Origin of the sequence: Pseudomonas sp. C1C7 (assembly GCF_013359595.1) — a bacterium.
Lineage (GTDB): Bacteria > Pseudomonadota > Gammaproteobacteria > Pseudomonadales > Pseudomonadaceae > Aquipseudomonas.
The window spans coordinates 1-15,193 of record NZ_JABFMP010000010.1; the positions used below are offsets into that span (position 1 = coordinate 1).

Annotated in this window: 15 protein-coding genes; 5 read left to right on the plus strand and 10 right to left on the minus strand. The window is 61.4% G+C overall.

Annotation, left to right across the window (positions count from 1 at the left end):
- The 3 genes from HNO86_RS10425 to HNO86_RS10435 form a co-directional block, all read left to right on the plus strand.
- On the plus strand, positions 1-1,451 hold a 1,451-nt coding region (locus HNO86_RS10425; RefSeq protein WP_175376917.1), incomplete at its 5' end, for a DUF2235 domain-containing protein.
- The gene (locus HNO86_RS10430) at positions 1,448-2,086 is read left to right on the plus strand and encodes a DUF2931 family protein (RefSeq protein ID WP_306167726.1); all 639 of its coding nucleotides are present in this window, start codon (positions 1,448-1,450) and stop codon (positions 2,084-2,086) included. The genes HNO86_RS10425 and HNO86_RS10430, both read left to right, overlap by 4 nt.
- Positions 2,087-2,096: 10 nt before the next feature.
- A complete protein-coding gene (locus tag HNO86_RS10435) occupies positions 2,097-2,453 on the plus strand; it encodes a DUF2931 family protein (protein WP_256672602.1) in 357 nt (118 codons plus the stop codon).
- A 78-nt stretch (positions 2,454-2,531) separates the two neighbouring features.
- Here the strand turns inward: HNO86_RS10435 and HNO86_RS10440 are convergent, their stop codons facing one another.
- The 7 genes from HNO86_RS10440 to minC all read right to left on the minus strand — a co-directional run bounded on the left by HNO86_RS10440 (position 2,532) and on the right by minC (position 9,329).
- Positions 2,532-4,688 carry a mechanosensitive ion channel domain-containing protein gene (locus HNO86_RS10440; protein ID WP_175376918.1) on the minus strand — a complete coding sequence of 719 codons (2,157 nt, stop codon included), beginning with the start codon at positions 4,686-4,688 and terminating at the stop codon, positions 2,532-2,534.
- Positions 4,689-4,764: 76 nt separating this feature from the next.
- A complete protein-coding gene (locus HNO86_RS10445; RefSeq protein WP_175376919.1) occupies positions 4,765-4,941 on the minus strand; it encodes a hypothetical protein in 177 nt (58 codons plus the stop codon).
- Positions 4,942-5,143: 202 nt separating this feature from the next.
- Positions 5,144-6,433: a M18 family aminopeptidase gene (locus tag HNO86_RS10450; RefSeq protein ID WP_175376920.1), complete on the minus strand. Its 1,290-nt coding sequence runs from the start codon at positions 6,431-6,433 to the stop codon at positions 5,144-5,146.
- A gap of 117 nt (positions 6,434-6,550) precedes the next feature.
- Positions 6,551-7,186 (minus strand): RluA family pseudouridine synthase, encoded by a 636-nt coding sequence (locus HNO86_RS10455; RefSeq protein WP_175376921.1) that lies wholly within the window; start codon positions 7,184-7,186, stop codon positions 6,551-6,553.
- A gap of 133 nt (positions 7,187-7,319) precedes the next feature.
- Positions 7,320-7,574, minus strand: coding sequence for a cell division topological specificity factor MinE (gene minE / locus HNO86_RS10460; RefSeq protein WP_110964248.1), 255 nt, complete (start codon positions 7,572-7,574; stop codon positions 7,320-7,322).
- A 3-nt stretch (positions 7,575-7,577) separates the two neighbouring features.
- The gene (gene minD, locus HNO86_RS10465; protein WP_175376922.1) at positions 7,578-8,390 is read right to left on the minus strand and encodes a septum site-determining protein MinD; all 813 of its coding nucleotides are present in this window, start codon (positions 8,388-8,390) and stop codon (positions 7,578-7,580) included.
- A 201-nt stretch (positions 8,391-8,591) separates the two neighbouring features.
- On the minus strand, positions 8,592-9,329 hold the full coding sequence (gene minC, locus HNO86_RS10470) for a septum site-determining protein MinC (RefSeq protein WP_175376923.1): 738 nt from the start codon (positions 9,327-9,329) through the stop codon (positions 8,592-8,594).
- Positions 9,330-9,447: 118 nt separating this feature from the next.
- Between minC and HNO86_RS10475 the strand changes: the two genes are divergently transcribed.
- Positions 9,448-10,380: a lipid A biosynthesis lauroyl acyltransferase gene (locus HNO86_RS10475; RefSeq protein WP_175376924.1), complete on the plus strand. Its 933-nt coding sequence runs from the start codon at positions 9,448-9,450 to the stop codon at positions 10,378-10,380.
- A 50-nt stretch (positions 10,381-10,430) separates the two neighbouring features.
- The gene (locus tag HNO86_RS10480; RefSeq protein WP_175376925.1) at positions 10,431-11,603 is read left to right on the plus strand and encodes a patatin-like phospholipase family protein; all 1,173 of its coding nucleotides are present in this window, start codon (positions 10,431-10,433) and stop codon (positions 11,601-11,603) included.
- A 147-nt stretch (positions 11,604-11,750) separates the two neighbouring features.
- On the opposite strand, the gene HNO86_RS10485 is transcribed toward HNO86_RS10480, so the two are convergent.
- The 3 genes from HNO86_RS10485 to HNO86_RS10495 all read right to left on the minus strand — a co-directional run bounded on the left by HNO86_RS10485 (position 11,751) and on the right by HNO86_RS10495 (position 15,126).
- The gene (locus tag HNO86_RS10485; RefSeq protein WP_175376926.1) at positions 11,751-12,536 is read right to left on the minus strand and encodes an outer membrane protein OmpK; all 786 of its coding nucleotides are present in this window, start codon (positions 12,534-12,536) and stop codon (positions 11,751-11,753) included.
- Between the two features lie 370 nt (positions 12,537-12,906).
- Positions 12,907-13,692 (minus strand): outer membrane protein OmpK, encoded by a 786-nt coding sequence (locus tag HNO86_RS10490; RefSeq protein ID WP_175376927.1) that lies wholly within the window; start codon positions 13,690-13,692, stop codon positions 12,907-12,909.
- Between the two features lie 75 nt (positions 13,693-13,767).
- Positions 13,768-15,126: a nucleobase:cation symporter-2 family protein gene (locus HNO86_RS10495; RefSeq protein WP_175376928.1), complete on the minus strand. Its 1,359-nt coding sequence runs from the start codon at positions 15,124-15,126 to the stop codon at positions 13,768-13,770.
- Positions 15,127-15,193 lie beyond the last annotated feature (67 nt).

The following is a 15,193-nucleotide window of genomic DNA, read 5'->3' on the forward strand; positions in this document are numbered from 1 at the left end:
AAGAGGAAGAGGAGCTGGAAGGGATCACTTTGCGGTTGGGGCTGTTTTTTGATGGTACCGGCAACAACATGGCCAATGTTGCGACCACCGCGCAGTGCCGCCTTGAGGATCTGGCGTTGTTCAGTGAAAGCGAACTGGCGAGCATCATCGAGCATTGCAAGGGGTATGGGTTTGGCGAGTTCGATGGTGATGCCTTCAACACTGCGCCGGATAACAGTTATGGGAATGCGCCGAGTAATGTGGTGCATCTGCGGGAATTGTATCCAGACCATTCTACCGAAGGTATCCCGGTTGGGGCCGATACCGGTTATCTGAAGGTTTATCTAGAAGGTATCGGTACCACGAACGACAAAGCTGACTCAGTCTTTTTCGGTCAAGGGTTGGGGTTGGGGAAAACCGGAGTCGTGGCGCGGGTTGAGCAGGCTCCTGGCCTGATTAAGGAACAGTGGGACCTGTTTCAAAAAGCCAATCCCAGTACTTACATCCGAAAAATAGAGTTCGACATTTTCGGTTTCAGCCGTGGGGCCGCCGCTGCACGGCACTGTGTGAACGAGCTACTCAAGCCCGATCGAGGTGTGTTCAACGACTTGCTGCGGGCGGGCCGGTTCACTCTGGTGACAACCTTTGACCCTGCCGCGGACGTTACCCTCAACTTCATCGGCCTGTTCGACACCGTCGCCGCCATCGGCGGAATAGACCTCAACGTCGCGGATGATCACAACCCGGGTGTGAACCTGTACCTCCCGCCCGGTTGCGCCCGGCAAGTCATCCAACTGCAAGCCCGTGACGAATGTCGCAAGAACTTTGCACTCAACAGCGTGCAGAAAGGCCACCGACAAATCTGCCTGCCGGGAGTGCACTCGGACATTGGCGGCGGCTACTTGCCTCGCGCTCGAGAGCGCCTGTGGTTGACCCAGCCAAAACGATTCTCCGTGGAGCGATCCTGGACAGTGGAGTCAACTGGGGCATGGAAACGAGCCCAGGCCGAGGTGCAAACCCTGCATGCCAGTGGCCTGGCCGGCGATGGCAAGATCGGGATCAAGACCTGGCCCCTAGAGCTGGCGCCGCGCGGCAAGCTGGAACCCGCCTATCAGGAGCACATGCTGACCCTCGAACTCGAGCGCACGGTGCGGGGGGAGTTGTCGCTGATAGCCCTGCGTGTCATGCGCGAGTTGGGTGTTTATCACGGTGTGCCTTTCAAAAGTCTGGAGTTACGACCGGATTTGGCGCTGCCGATGGAGTTGCAGCCCATCGCCGCGCGCATTCTTGATCAAGTGCAGGGGGGCAACGAAATCAGCCTTGACCCCGATGAAGAGCGCTTGCTACGCAGCCGCTATATCCACCAGTCCGCGCATTGGATACCCAGCATGGGGATTCTTATCAGCAAACCGGCGGAGAAAAACCAACGTAACGTCTACGACAACCTGCCACAGAAAGGCTACCCACAATGATGCGTTTTATCTTGCTCCTCGGGTTGTTGTTGAGCCTGAGCGCTTGTGCCAGTGGCCCCAAACCACCGGCCTCTCCCCAGTTGCCCTATGACAGTTGGTACGTTGGTCTGGCGGCACCGCGTTTTATGGAAGTGTGGGTCGAGACCGTGGACGTACTTGACCAACGCGGGTTGGCGTTTTTTCGCGTGTCGGCGGGTGTAGCTGGCTACACCCGCCAACCGGTTGGTTGGCATAAAGGTGGAGGGTCGATGATGCCAGTAAAAAACGTTGATCTACCGCAACGGATCTTCCTGCGCTGGCAATCGCTGGTCGAACCACAGGCCTACTTGATCAGAATCCCGATCCCACAGTGGGTACGCGACGAGATGGTCAAACCTGAGCGGGTGTTTTGCCAAGGCTCAAAGGAGTGGAGAGATGACTATCGAAAGATGATCACTTTGGGCATGGCCCCCGGCGGCATCGTCAAAGTCTGGGTGGGTGGGGCTTGTCTGGACTTCAAGGAAGTCGGGCGCTTTCAGGCGGAGATCGAACCGTTAGGGCCTTACAGAGGCAAGAGCAATGGTCAGTACATCCGCATCGAGCCCGAGAACAAGGCCTATGTCGAGAAGCACGGTATTCCCTATGGCTCTTGGTAAATCGTCCCCAATGAAGCGTTTTATCTTGCTTGTTGGGTTGCTGTTAAGCCTGAACGCTTGTGCCAGCGGCCCCAAACCACCGGCCTCTCCCCAGTTGCCCTATGACAGTTGGTATGTCTGTCTGGCGGCTCCTCGTTTCATGGAAGTGTGGGTCGAGACCGTGGACGTACTTGACCAACGCGGGTTGGCGTTTTTTCGCGTGTCGGCGGGTGTAGCTGGCTATACCCGGAAGCCGGAAGGCTGGCACAAAGGGGGAGGGAAAATGAAGCCAGTAAGCAACGTCGATCTGCCGCAACGGATCTTCCTGCGCTGGCAATCACTGGTCGAGCCGCAGGCTTACAAGATCCGGATCCCGATCCCCTTGTAGGAGCTGTCGAGTGAAACGAGGCTGCGATCTTTTGATTTTCTCAAAGCAAGATCAAAAGATCGCAGCCTGCGGCAGCTCCTACAAAGGCTGTTCCGGGCCACCGCCGGCGGTGATGACCTGCACGCTCATGCGCGGCGTTGCCAGGTCCATCCCGGCTTCATCCAGATGACGTTTGAGCGACAGGTTGAACGCCCGTGACACCTCCCACTGCTTGATCGGCGCGGTCTTGAAGCGGGCGCGCAGGATCGCGTTGCCCGACTCGAAACTTTCCACCCCCTGGATTTCCAGCGGCGACCAGATGTTGCGGCGCTGCAGCGGGTCGGTGCGCATTTTCTGGCCGACGTCGCGCATCAGCTTGATCGCGCTGTCGATGTCCATGCTCGCCGGCACCGCCACCCGGAAGATCGCGTAGCCGAACTCCCGGGAGTAGTTCTTGATGCTTTTGATTTCGCTGAACGGGATGGTGTGGACGATGCCGTCGATGTCCCGCAGGCGCACGGTGCGGATGGTCAGGCCTTCGACGGTGCCCAGGTGGCCGCCGACGTCCACGTAGTCGTCGATGGCCAGGGAATCCTCGATGATGATGAACAACCCGGTGATCAGGTCGGCCACCAGCGATTGCGCACCGAAACCGATGGCCAGACCGATCACACCGGCACCGGCCAGCAGTGGCGTGACGTTCATGCCCATGTTCGCCAGGGCGACGATCAGCGCGATGATGAAAATCGCCACGAACAGCACGTTGCGGATCAGCGGCATCATGGTCTGCGCGCGGGCGTTGGCCAGTCCCTTGCGCGAGCGGGTGAGGGCGTGGTGCACGGCGGTGTCGGCGAGAATCCAGATCAGCCAGGCAAAGATCAGCGTGCCGCCGAGGCTGAACAGCTTGACGCTGATTTCATGGCCTTCGCCTTCGGTGAAGCGGATCAGCGACATGCCCCAGACCCGCAGGCCGAGTTCGATGAATGCCAGCCACACCAGCAGGTGGGCGAGGGTATAGAAGAAGCTTTTCAGTCGTTCGGAATACAGCGCGTGACGCTTCACCCCGCGATGGGGCTTGAGGGCATGGCGGCGCACCAGACCGTTGATGACCATGCACAACACCAGCAGCACGGTGCAGATCAGCGACTGGCGCAGGGCGGTGCTGGTATCGCCGGCCGACACGAAGGTGGCGAACAGTGAAATGCCCACCAGCACCAGCGCCGGCACGAACCAGAAGGTACCGAGGATTTCGATGCTGTCGCTCAGGGCGCGGCGGGTCAGGCGCCGGGACAGTGGCTGGTTGCGGATCAAATGGGCAATCGGGCGGCGGAAACGCAGGATGAACAGCCCGGTGGACAGCGCCGCCAGCACGTTGGCCACCGTCGCCGCCGTGTGGGCCAGATGCACGCCCAGGCTGTTGACCAGCCGCGGGTCGTTCAAGGCCTCGCCAAACGCGGCGAAGCTGCCGATCAGCCACAGCGGGTGAAAGGCCTGATGGCGCAGGATGTACAGGGCGCGGTGGCGGTGCGGGCCGTCGAGCAAGGAAAAGGCGATCACGCAGATCGCCGAAAAACAGGTGCCGACCACCAGGGCGTAGGCCAGTACCATGGCCAGGCTCTTGCCTAATGACGGGGGCAGGGCGTAGCTCATGTAAACGGTGATGACCAGCGCGATCAGCCAGGGACCGAGCTTGCGCAGGGCGAAGCGCAGCAAGTCCAGGGCCCGGGGGTGTTGCGGCAGCTCTTCGGTCAGGCCGAAGCGCATGCGCACCCGGTGGCTGATCCAGATCAACGCCGCCGCCAGCAGGCTCCAGACCATCAGGATCATGGCGAAGGCAAAGATGATCGGCAGCCATTCGTTGGCCGGCAGGATCAGGGCGTTCAGTTCGTCACGGGCCAGATCGAACTCGTCGGACCAGCGCGTCAGCGGGCTGTCGGCCCCGGTGAATTGTTTTTCGAAGCTGGCGAGGGTCCCGCCGATCAGGCCCAGCACGCCTTCTTCGGTGGCCGGCTGGGCCTTTTTCGTGGCGTCGCGCAGTTTCTTCAGGTCCGCCAGCAGCTTGGTGCGCTGCTGGTCGTTCTCCAGTGACTTGATCACTTCATCCAGGGATTGCCCGAGGGGTTCCTGGGCCTGGGGCTGGGTGTTGGACGAGCTGTTGAGCAGGCTCGGCAAGCCGGCGGCCTGGGCAGGCGCCATCGACAGCATCAGCAGGCCGATGAGGAAAAAGCACGGTAGGGCAAACAGACGGGCGAGCACTGGGCGGTCAACCTCGGGGTGAACGGGTCGACCGAGTGTACGAGCCCGTCAAAATCAATGCGAGTCGGGCGGGCGTTTATTCGTTGAGCTTGGCGAGGATCTTGATCACGACGGTGGCGAGGATCGTCAGCATGCCGATCCACATGGCGAACACGCCGGCGTTTTTATCGCGGAAGTTGAAGCCGATCGCCAGCAGGATCATGCCGGTGAGAATCGGGACCAGCATGTAGTTGAAGGTGGACAACGAGATCATGGCGACAGCCTTGTCGGGAGGGATAACGTGAGTCTAGGTGGGTTTTCAGCAATCGCCGCCGACTTCTGTGGGAGCGAGCCTGCTCGCGATGGTCGTCAACGATAACGGGGGATGCCTGACACCCAGCGGTGTTCTCGGGTTCATCGCGAGCAGGCTCGCTCCCACCATGGAATGTATTCCAAGGTGGGAGCGAGTTCAGCGGTTATGGCAGTTCGCGACAGGCGTAGAACGCACTCAGCACTTTGACCAGGTGCGCCAGGTCGTGGCTGCCGCACAGTTCGCGGATCGAGTGCATGGCGAAGGTCGGCAGGCCGATGTCCACGGTGCGCACGCCCAGGTGGCTGGCGGTGATCGGGCCGATGGTCGAGCCGCAGCCCATGTCGCTGCGCACCACGAAGCTCTGCACCGGCACTTCTTCGGCCATGCACAGGTGGCGGAAGAAACCGGCGGTTTCGCTGTTGGTGGCGTAGCGCTGGTTGGTGTTGACCTTGATCACGGGGCCTGCGTTGAGTTTCGGGCCGTGGTTGGCGTCGTGCTTCTCGGCGTAGTTGGGGTGCACGCCGTGGGCGTTGTCGGCCGAAACCAGCAGGGATTTCTGAATGGTACGCACGAATTCGTCACCTTCGGGCAGCAGGCGACGCAGGGTCTGCTCGAGCATTGGGCCGTCGGCGCCGCAGGCGGAGCAGGAACCCACTTCTTCGTGGTCGTTGCACACCAGCACGCAGGTTTCGTCGGTGTCGGCGGTCAGCAGTGCCTGCAGGCCGGCGTAGCACGACAGCAGGTTGTCCAGGCGCGCGCCGGCGATGAAATCGCCGTGCAGGCCGATGACGGCGGCGCTTTGGGTGTCGTAGAAGCTCAGCTCGTAATCGAGCACCACGTCGGCGTTCAGGCCGTGTTCGCGGGCCAGCTGGTCAGTGATCACCGCACGGAAATCCACGCGCTCATCGCCAGCGAATTGCGCCAGCACCGGCGGCAGCTCGGTTTGCGCGTTGATCGCCCAGCCCATGTTGGCTTCGCGATTGAGGTGGATGGCCAGGTTCGGAATGATCGCGATCGGCGCCTTGAAGTCGATCAGCTGGCTTTCGACCTTGCCGTCGCGGCGGAAGGTGACGCGGCCGGCCAGCGACAGGTCGCGGTCGAACCACGGTGCCAGCAGCGCGCCGCCATAGACTTCCACGCCCAGCTGCCAGAAGCCCTGGCGTTGCAGTTCCGGCTGCGGCTTGACCCGCAGGCACGGGCTGTCGGTGTGGGCGCCGACCAGGCGAATACCGCCGTGCAGGGGCGAGTGACGGCCCATTTTGATCGCGACGATGGAGGAGTCGTTACGGGTGACGTAGTAGCGGCCGTTGGCTTCGGTGTGCCACGGCTCGCGCTCGTCGAGACGCTGATAACCCGCCGCTTCCAGACGCTGAACAAGGCTGGCGGTGGCATGGAACGGGGTAGGGGAGGCCTTGAGGAAGTCGATCAGGCCTTGGTTCAACTCTTCGCGCATAAGTAGCTCCAGACAGCAATGGCGCCAGTTTAACGTATTGCCTAAAGGGATGGGCGCGATCTTGAGTTCGCAGGGAGCCCCCACAGAGTGTGTATCTCACAGGTCCTGCTTCAGGCGTCAGAAGGGCGCAGGGCACTCGAAGCGCAGGCGCTCGCCGGTTTGCGGGTGGGTGAAGCTGAGCATGCTGGCGTGCAGGCACAGGCGGGGCCAGGCGGTCAGGGCCTGTTCGTGGGCGTAGAGCCCGTCGCCCAGCAACGGATGACCGATGGACAGCATGTGCACGCGCAACTGGTGCGAGCGGCCGGTGATCGGCGTGAGCTCCACGCGGCACCAGTCACCGCAACGCTCCAGCACCCGCCAGAAGGTCAGGGCGTGTTTGCCGAACTCGTGGTCGACCACATGCCGTGGCTTGGTCGGCGGGTCGTAACGCAAGGGCAGGTCGATGCTGCCGCTGTCCAGCTCGGGTTGGCCCCAGGCCAGGGCGGTGTAGGCCTTTTCGGTTTCGCGGTCGTGGAACTGCCGGGACAGTTCACGGTGCGTATCGGCATCCCGGGCCAGCAGGATGATGCCGGAGGTTTCCCAATCCAGCCGGTGGACGATGAGCGCGTCCGGGTAGCCGTTTTCCTGCAGGCGGGTAATCAGGCAATCCTTGTTGTCGTCGGCCCGGCCGGGGACGGAAAGCAACAGGGTCGGTTTGTTCACCACCAGAATGGCGGCGTCCTGATAAAGGATGTGGACGTTGGACAACGGCATTAAAACAGCCTCGTAACAAACGCCAACGGCGGCTCAGAACCTCAGGTGCCCTGATGTGCAGGAGCTGCCGCAAGCTGCTCCTACACAAACAGGGCCCGGAAGACCTGAGCCGCCGTGGCTCCCGCCGGATCGATCAGCGATCTGGCAGGGTGATATTGAGTTCCAGAATCGAGCAACTGCCCTGGCTTTCCAGTGCGACATGCACGTCATCGGTACCGATGTTGACGTACTTGCGAATCACCTCCACCAGTTCCTTCTGCAAGGCTGGCAGGTAGTCCGGGGTGCTGCGTTGGCCGCGTTCGTGCGCCACGATGATCTGTAGACGCTCTTTCGCTACCGACGCGGTGCTTTGCTTTTTGTTGGCACGAAAGAAGTCAAAAAGGTTCATTGCTTAGTTGCCTCCAAACAGGCGCTCGAAGAATCCCTTCTTCTGTACATCGAGGAATCGATGATCCACGGTCTTGCCCAGCAGGCGGTCTACGGTGTCGCTGTAGGCCTGGCCGGCATCGCTCTGGTCGTCGAGGATCACCGGAACGCCCTGGTTGGATGCCTTGAGCACCGCCTGGGATTCGGGGATCACGCCGAGCAGGGTCACCGAGAGGATTTCCTTGACGTCTTCTACGCCGAGCATTTCGCCTTTGCTCACACGCTCCGGGTGGTAACGGGTAATCAGCAGGTGTTCCTTGATCGGATCTTCGCCGCGTTCTGCACGACGGGACTTGCTGGCCAGAAGGCCGAGCATGCGGTCGGAGTCACGTACCGAGGACACTTCAGGGTTGGTCACGACGATCGCTTCGTCGGCGAAGTACATGGCCAGGTGGGCGCCTTTCTCGATGCCCGCCGGGGAGTCGCAGACCACGAACTCGAAGGTTTCCTTGAGTTCCATCAGGACTTTTTCCACGCCTTCGACGGTCAGCGCGTCTTTGTCGCGGGTCTGGCTGGCGGCCAGCACGTAGAGGTTTTCCAGGCGCTTGTCTTTGATCAGGGCCTGTTGCAGGTTGGCTTCGCCGTTGACGACGTTGACGAAGTCGTAAACCACACGGCGCTCGCAACCCATGATCAGGTCGAGGTTACGCAAACCGACGTCGAAGTCGACGATCACTGTTTTGTGCCCGCGCAGTGCGAGGCCGGTACCGATAGCGGCGCTGGTGGTGGTCTTACCCACACCACCCTTGCCGGATGTAACCACGAGAATCTTGGCCAAGGTGTTTCACCCCTAATGAAAAAGGACTTTTTCAGCCCCTGAAAAACATCTCTTGTAACTACTGCAGTCGAACAGCCTTGGCTGGAATTTGGTTTTGGGCTGCGTTTACCGGCGGTAAACACGGCTTTTGGCCTGTTTCCTACTTCGTTTGAGCCATTTTCGCTACGTTTTAGAGATGGTTGGAAAATGCGGCAGTATCCGTTAAAGCCGAATGATGTTCAACACGTCGCCCGACAGGCTGACCTGCACGCCCGAACCCCATAAAGGATCGCGGCGCAGATCCTCGGAGACCTTGTAATGACCGGCGATGGAGACCAGTTCAGCGCTCAATTGCTGACAGAAAATCCTGGCTTTGGTGTCGCCCTTGACCCCGGCCAGGACGCGACCACGCATCGGGCCGTATACATGGATGTTGCCATCGGCCAGAAGTTCCGCCCCCGGGCTGACCGAGGAGACCACCACCAGGTCGCTGCCCTGGGCATAGATCTGCTGGCCGCCGCGTACGGGGGTGGTGATGATTTTCGTCGGTTTGATCGTCGGCTCCGGCGGCTTTTCCGGTTTTTTCGGGGCAACCGGCTCGTTCAGATCCAGGGAACGCTCACGGGCGCCGGACGGCGGCAGCACAGGAATATCGACAGCGATCGCCGCGGCGATGTCTTCGATGCGGCTGGCGCGGATGGCCAGGGTGCGCAGGCCGTGCTGGCGGCACACGCGCATCAGCCCCGGCAGATCGATCACGCCTTCGCTGGGCGGAAGTTTGTCCAGGGCCAGGATCAGAGGCGCATTGCTGAAAAAACCAGGGGCCTGGGCAACCTTGGCGGCCAGTTGCCGGTCGAGGCCTTCCAGATCGTTACGGGCCAGTTCCAACACGGTAATGGCCAGCATGCTGCCCTTCAGCTGGAACACGGAATCCTGGTCTTGCGGTTCGGTTTGGCTCATGGTCGGCATACAACGACTTGTCACTAAAAGTGCCCAGACTTATAACGAGAACGCCCGCAGGCCGCAAGCCGGGTCGAACGATGTAGAATGCGCGGCCATTGTCTTTCCGGAAGCTTTAATGGATCGCCCGCGTTTTCGAAAATCCTTTCTCTCGCCACGTTTCTGGCCGCTGTGGTTGGGCCTGGGGCTGTTGTGGCTGATCGTCCAGCTGCCTTACCCGGCCTTGCTGTGGATCGGCCGAGCCCTGGGTGCCCTGATGTACCGGGCGGCCGGCGAACGGCGGCGCATCGCCAAGCGCAACCTGGAGCTGTGTTTCCCTGAAAAGTCCGCCGCCGAACGCAAGCGCCTGCTCAAGGAAAACTTCGCCTCCACCGGCATCGCCTTCTTCGAGATGGCCATGAGCTGGTGGTGGTCGCGCGAGCGTCTGGCCAAGCTGGCCCACGTCGAAGGCCTGGAGCATTTGCAGAAGGCCCAGCGTGAAGGCAAGGGCGTGATCCTGATGGCGGTGCACTTCACCACCCTGGAAATCGGCGCCGCCCTGCTGGGCCAGCAGCACACCATCGACGGCATGTACCGCGAGCACAAGAACCCGTTGTTCGACTACGTCCAGCGCCAGGGCCGCGAGCGGCACAATCTCGATTCGCTGGCGGTGGAGCGCGAGGACGTGCGCGGCATGCTCAAGCTGCTGCGCGCCGGGCGGGCGATCTGGTACGCACCGGATCAGGACTACGGCGCCAAGCAAAGCATTTTCGTGCCGCTGTTCGGCATTCAGGCGGCCACCGTCACCGCCACCAGCAAATTCGCCCGACTGGGCAAGGCGCTGGTGGTGCCGTTCACCCAGGAACGTCTGGCGGACGGCAGCGGTTATCGCCTGGTGATCCATGCGCCGCTGGAAGGCTTCCCCGGTGAAACCGAGGAAGAAGACTGCCTGCGCATCAACCAGTGGATCGAAGGCGTGCTGCGCGATTGCCCCGAGCAGTACCTGTGGGCCCATCGCCGCTTCAAGAGTCGTCCACCGGGCGAGCCCAAGCTGTACGCCAAACGCGGTTGATCCCTACAGCCCAATGCACCTGGCCTGATGCACCATGGAGGAGCGATGCGATGAGTCCTGCTGAACCGGTAACAGGTTTGATTCTTTCCGGCGGCGGGGCTCGGGCGGCCTATCAGGTCGGGGTGCTGGCGGCGATTGCCGAGCTGTTGCCGCTCGGCGCCGACAATCCGTTTCCGGTGATCGTCGGCACCTCCGCCGGGGCGATCAACGCGGTCAGCCTGGCCAGCGGGGCCATGGATTTTCGTTCTGCCATCGAGCGCCTGACCGAGTTCTGGCAGGGCTTTCGCAGTCATCTGGTGCTGCGCAGCGACTGGCCCGGGGTGATCGGCCAGGCCAGCCGCTTCGTCGGTCACAGCCTGCTGGGCCTGGGCGCTCAGGTGCCGGTGGCGCTGCTTGACAGCTCACCGCTGCGCGACTTGCTCAACGACAAGTTGCAGATGAACGGCATCGCCGAGGCCATCGCCCACCGGCAACTGCATGCGGTGGCCGTCACCGCCTTCGGCTACGAGTCCGGGCAGGCGGTGACCTTCTATCAGGGCGGCGGCACCATCCACGACTGGCTGCGTCACCGCCGCATCGGCGTCCCCGCCCGATTGTCCGTCGAACACCTGCTTGCCAGCTCGGCGATTCCCCTGCTGTTTGCCCCGGTAAAGATCGGCGAAGAGTTTTTTGGCGATGGCGCGGTGCGCCAGTCGGCACCGATCAGCCCGGCGCTGCACCTGGGGGCCAGTCGCGTGCTGGTGGTGGGGGTCAGTGGCAACCCGCGGGGCATCGATCCAGAGCAACCGTTGCAACGGGCGTATACCGGGCAACAGCCGACTCTGGCGCAGATCGGCGGCCATATGCTCAACAGTACCTTCATTGACAGCCTGGAAAGCGACATCGAGTTGTTGCAGCGCTTGAATCAGTTCAGTCGCCTGATGCCCGATGGCACGCCGGTCCGCACCCTGGGCGTGGCGCCGGTGGAAGTGCTGGTGATCTCGCCGAGCCAGCCGATCGACGAGATTGCCGCGCGCCATCGCCATGAGTTGCCGGCGGCATTGCGCCTGTTCCTGCGCGGGCCGGGGGCGACCAGGACGAGCGGGGCGGGAGTGTTGAGTTATCTGCTGTTCGAGGCTGGGTATTGCAGCGAGTTGATCGATCTGGGGCGGCGCGATGCGTTGGCCAAGAAGGATGAATTGTGCAGGTTTCTGGGGTTGCCGGAGCCGGTGCTGTCGGCCTGACATTTGCGGCGCGGCATTCGCGGGCAAGCCTCGCTCCTACGGGGGCACGCGAATCATTTGCGGCGCGGCATTCGCGGGCAAGCCTCGCTCCTACAGGGAGTCACGCGGATCCTGTGGGAGCGAGGCTTGCCCGCGAAGCTTTTCAGATCAGAAATGCACCTTGACCAGGAAGCTGGTCACGCTCTGGTCGGTCTTGAAGCCGTCGGTGTCTTCGATACCGTACTTGTTCTTCCAGTAGTCGTACTCGACACCCACATACAGCTGCTTCTCGCCCAGGTTCAACGCCTTGCCCAGGTCGTACTTGATCTGCGGGTTGAAGTGCAGGTTGGCGTGGTATTCGCCTTTGCTGTTGACGTCGTTGTCGACCACCCAGTCCATGAAACCGTCGATCAGGATGCTCGAGTCGCCCACCGGGATGGTGTAGGACCAGACCGGGGTGATCTGCCAGATATCGTCGCCCGGACGGCTGCCTTCGGTGTGGCGGTTGTAGAAGTTCAGCTGGAAGTAGTCGAAGCCCGGGATGGCCAGGTCGAAGCCAGGACCGATCAGGTAAGACTCGGTATCGTCCTCACCGAACTCGTAGGTCATGGCCAGCAGCACGTCCTTGACCGGGCCGAATTCCAGTTTCTGGTCGAAGATCTTGTTGAACGACAGGCGCGGGCTGAACTCGCCGTAGTAGGTGTTCTCGCCGGCGAAGGCGTCTTCCTTGCCGTTGTAGAAGATCTTGTCGTAGAAGAAGAAGTTGTCGCCGTATTTCCAGCCGTCGGCGTGTTCGAAGGTCACGGTCTGCTGAATGCGCGGATTGACCTGGAAGTCCTTGCCATAAAGGTAAGTCAGGCTGTTGTTCTGCCATTGCAGCAAGTCGCCTGCCATGGCCTGACCCCCTGCCAGCATCGATCCCGCCAGCATCAGGCTAGTGCACGTGCGTTTCATTCGGTTGCTCCCAAAAGTTGTGGTTTCACGTTTTTTCAAAGTCGACGCTCTGGTGTGGCGCCTTTTTCTGTAGCTGTTAAAAATCATCCTTTCGGTCAGCGTCAGTGCTGTCAGCAGGGCTGAGCCAAGGCTTTTCGAAAAGCAAAAAAACTCCCGCTCGGCTGCTCGGGAGCAGTCGATTGAGAGGTTTGGGGGATGCCTTGGTACCGTCCAGCGCCGGGATAAGTTGGCTCGCTGGTCAGGAATTAAATCCGGGCTTTTTTTTAAAGCGGATTCAGGCGGCCGCGCAGAATACTGACTCCGCGGCCAGGTCTCAAGTGCTCCGCAACGGCGCACCGACGACAGGCTTGGGGCACGGTTGCGGATCATCTTAGAAATGCACCTTCACCAGCAGGCTGGTGGTGTTTTCGTTGGTGTCGAGTCGGCCGTTGTTCTCGATGCCGTATTTGTCCTTCCAGTAGCTGTATTCGATGCCGGCATACACCTGCTTCTCGCGCCAGCCCATGGCTTTGCCCAGGTCGTACTTGATCTGCGGATTGAAGTGCAGGTTGGCGTGATAGGTGCCACGGGAGTTCTGGTCGTTGTCGGTCACCCAATCGATGTAGCCGTCGATCAGCAGGCTGGAATTGCCCAGGGGCAGGGTGTAGGACCAGGCCGGGGTGATCTGCCACACGCCGTCGCCGGGGCGCGCGCCCTCGGTGTAGCGCTGATAGATGTTGAGGGTGACGAAGTTGAAGCCGGGCACCTTGAGGTCGAAGCCGGGGCCGATCAGGTAAGCCTCGGTGTCGTCTTCGCCGTTCTCGTAGGTCATGGCGAGCAACACGTCCTTGATCGGGCCGAATTCGATTTTCCTGTCGAAGATCTTGCCGAAGGACAGGCGCGGGCTGAACTCGCCGTAGTAGGCGTGGGAGCCTTTGTTCCGGTCGCCCTTGCCGTTGTAGTAGGTGCTGTCGATGAACATGAAGTTGTCACCGTACTTCCAGCGGTCCGCGTGTTCGAAGGTCACCGTCTGCTGGATCGACGGGTTCACCTTGAAATCCTTGCCGTACAGGTAACTGATGCTGTTGGTCTGCCACAGCAGTAGATCGCCGGCCATGGCCTGGCTGGTGGCCAGCAATCCTGCAACCAACAACATGCTTGTCTGTGTCCGAATCATCTGTTGCTCCTCGTCTTTTTATTTTTCTCAGGCAAAGGCAGCCCCAACCCCCGGGTGGGGGCGGTGCCTGTTCGATCAATGCGAGTGGGCGTGGCAGTCGTTGGCCGCGGCGCGTTCCTTTCCGCCGAGGATGTTGAACAGCAGGTTCAGCGACAGCGCGCTGAGGGTGGCCATGGCGATGCCGCTGTGGGTGATCGGGCTCATCCACAGGGGCAGGTGGGCGAAAAACTCCGGACGCACCACCGGGATCAGGCCCATGCCGATGCTCACCGCCACCAGCAGCTGGTTGCGACGGTCACCGATGTCGGTTTCCTGAAGAATCTTGATACCGGTGGCGGCGACCATGCCGAACATCGCAATCGCCGCGCCGCCAAGTACCGCCGGTGGAATCGAGGCCACCAGGAAAGCGGCCTTGGGCAGCAGGCTGAGGACGATCAGCAGGCCGCCGGCGACGATGGTCACCGAACGGCAGCGCACGCCGGTCATCTGCACCAGGCCAATGTTCTGGGCGAAGGAGGAGTGGGTGAAGGTGTTGAAGAAGCCGGCGAAGAACGACGCGCCGGCATCGCACAGCAAGCCGCGACGCAGCATGCGCGGGCAGACTTCCTGGCCGGTGATCTTGCCCAGGGCCAGGAACATCCCGGTGGACTCGACGAAAATGATCACCACCACCAGGCACATCGACAGGATCGGCGCCAGCTCGAACTTCGGCATGCCGAAGTGCAGCGGGGTGACGAACTGCACCCAGGGCGCGTTGGCCATGCCGCTGAGGTCGACCATGCCGATCACGCCGCAGAGCACGTAGCCCAGGCACATGCCGATCAGCACGGAAATGTTGACCCAGAAGCCGCGCATGAAGCGATGTACCAAGAGGATGGTGCCCAGCACCAGGGCGGCGATGGTCAGGTAGATGGGGGAGCCGAACTGCGCGGCCTGGGCGCCACCGCCGGCCCAGTTCACGGCCACCGGGAACAGCGACAGGCCGATCGAGGTGATGACGGTGCCGGTCACCAGCGGCGGGAAGAAGCGCACCACCTTGGACATGAACGGCGCGATCAGCATGCCGAAGAAACCCGCGGCGATGGTGGCGCCGAAGATCCCTTGCAGGCCGATGCCCGGCATGCCCGCCATGGCCACCATGCTGCCGACAGCGGCAAAGCTGGCGCCCATCATCACCGGCATGCGGATCCCCATCGGACCGATGCCGAGGGATTGCACGATGGTGGCGATGCCGGCGACCAGCAGGTCGGCGTTGATCAGGAAGGCGATTTCTTCACGGCTCAAGCCCGCGGCCTGTCCGATGATCAACGGCACCGCGATGGCGCCGCCGTACATCAGCAGAACGTGTTGCAGGCCAACCAGGATCAGTTGCAGGAGGGGTAAACGCGAAATGGCGGGTGCGTCGGGAATACGGGCCTTGGATAGCTCGGACATGCAACACCTCGGATCTTTTTTATTCTTGTGAGTTACAGCTGTCGGGTGGCTCACAGCTGTTTCTTTG

Bases quoted from the DNA above. Each gene is read 5' to 3' on its own strand.
- HNO86_RS10475 (WP_175376924.1), top strand. From the start codon at position 9,448: ATGGATCGCCCGCGTTTTCGAAAATCCTTTCTCTCGCCACGTTTCTGG.
- HNO86_RS10430 (WP_306167726.1), top strand. From the start codon at position 1,448: ATGATGCGTTTTATCTTGCTCCTCGGGTTGTTGTTGAGCCTGAGCGCT.
- HNO86_RS10455 (WP_175376921.1), bottom strand. From the start codon at position 7,186: ATGCCGTTGTCCAACGTCCACATCCTTTATCAGGACGCCGCCATTCTG.
- HNO86_RS10435 (WP_256672602.1), top strand. From the start codon at position 2,097: ATGAAGCGTTTTATCTTGCTTGTTGGGTTGCTGTTAAGCCTGAACGCT.
- HNO86_RS10485 (WP_175376926.1), bottom strand. From the start codon at position 12,536: ATGAAACGCACGTGCACTAGCCTGATGCTGGCGGGATCGATGCTGGCA.
- HNO86_RS10445 (WP_175376919.1), bottom strand. From the start codon at position 4,941: ATGATCTCGTTGTCCACCTTCAACTACATGCTGGTCCCGATTCTCACC.
- HNO86_RS10490 (WP_175376927.1), bottom strand. From the start codon at position 13,692: ATGATTCGGACACAGACAAGCATGTTGTTGGTTGCAGGATTGCTGGCC.
- HNO86_RS10480 (WP_175376925.1), top strand. From the start codon at position 10,431: ATGAGTCCTGCTGAACCGGTAACAGGTTTGATTCTTTCCGGCGGCGGG.
- HNO86_RS10450 (WP_175376920.1), bottom strand. From the start codon at position 6,433: ATGCGCGAAGAGTTGAACCAAGGCCTGATCGACTTCCTCAAGGCCTCC.
- HNO86_RS10495 (WP_175376928.1), bottom strand. From the start codon at position 15,126: ATGTCCGAGCTATCCAAGGCCCGTATTCCCGACGCACCCGCCATTTCG.
- minC (WP_175376923.1), bottom strand. From the start codon at position 9,329: ATGAGCCAAACCGAACCGCAAGACCAGGATTCCGTGTTCCAGCTGAAG.
- minE (WP_110964248.1), bottom strand. From the start codon at position 7,574: ATGAACCTTTTTGACTTCTTTCGTGCCAACAAAAAGCAAAGCACCGCG.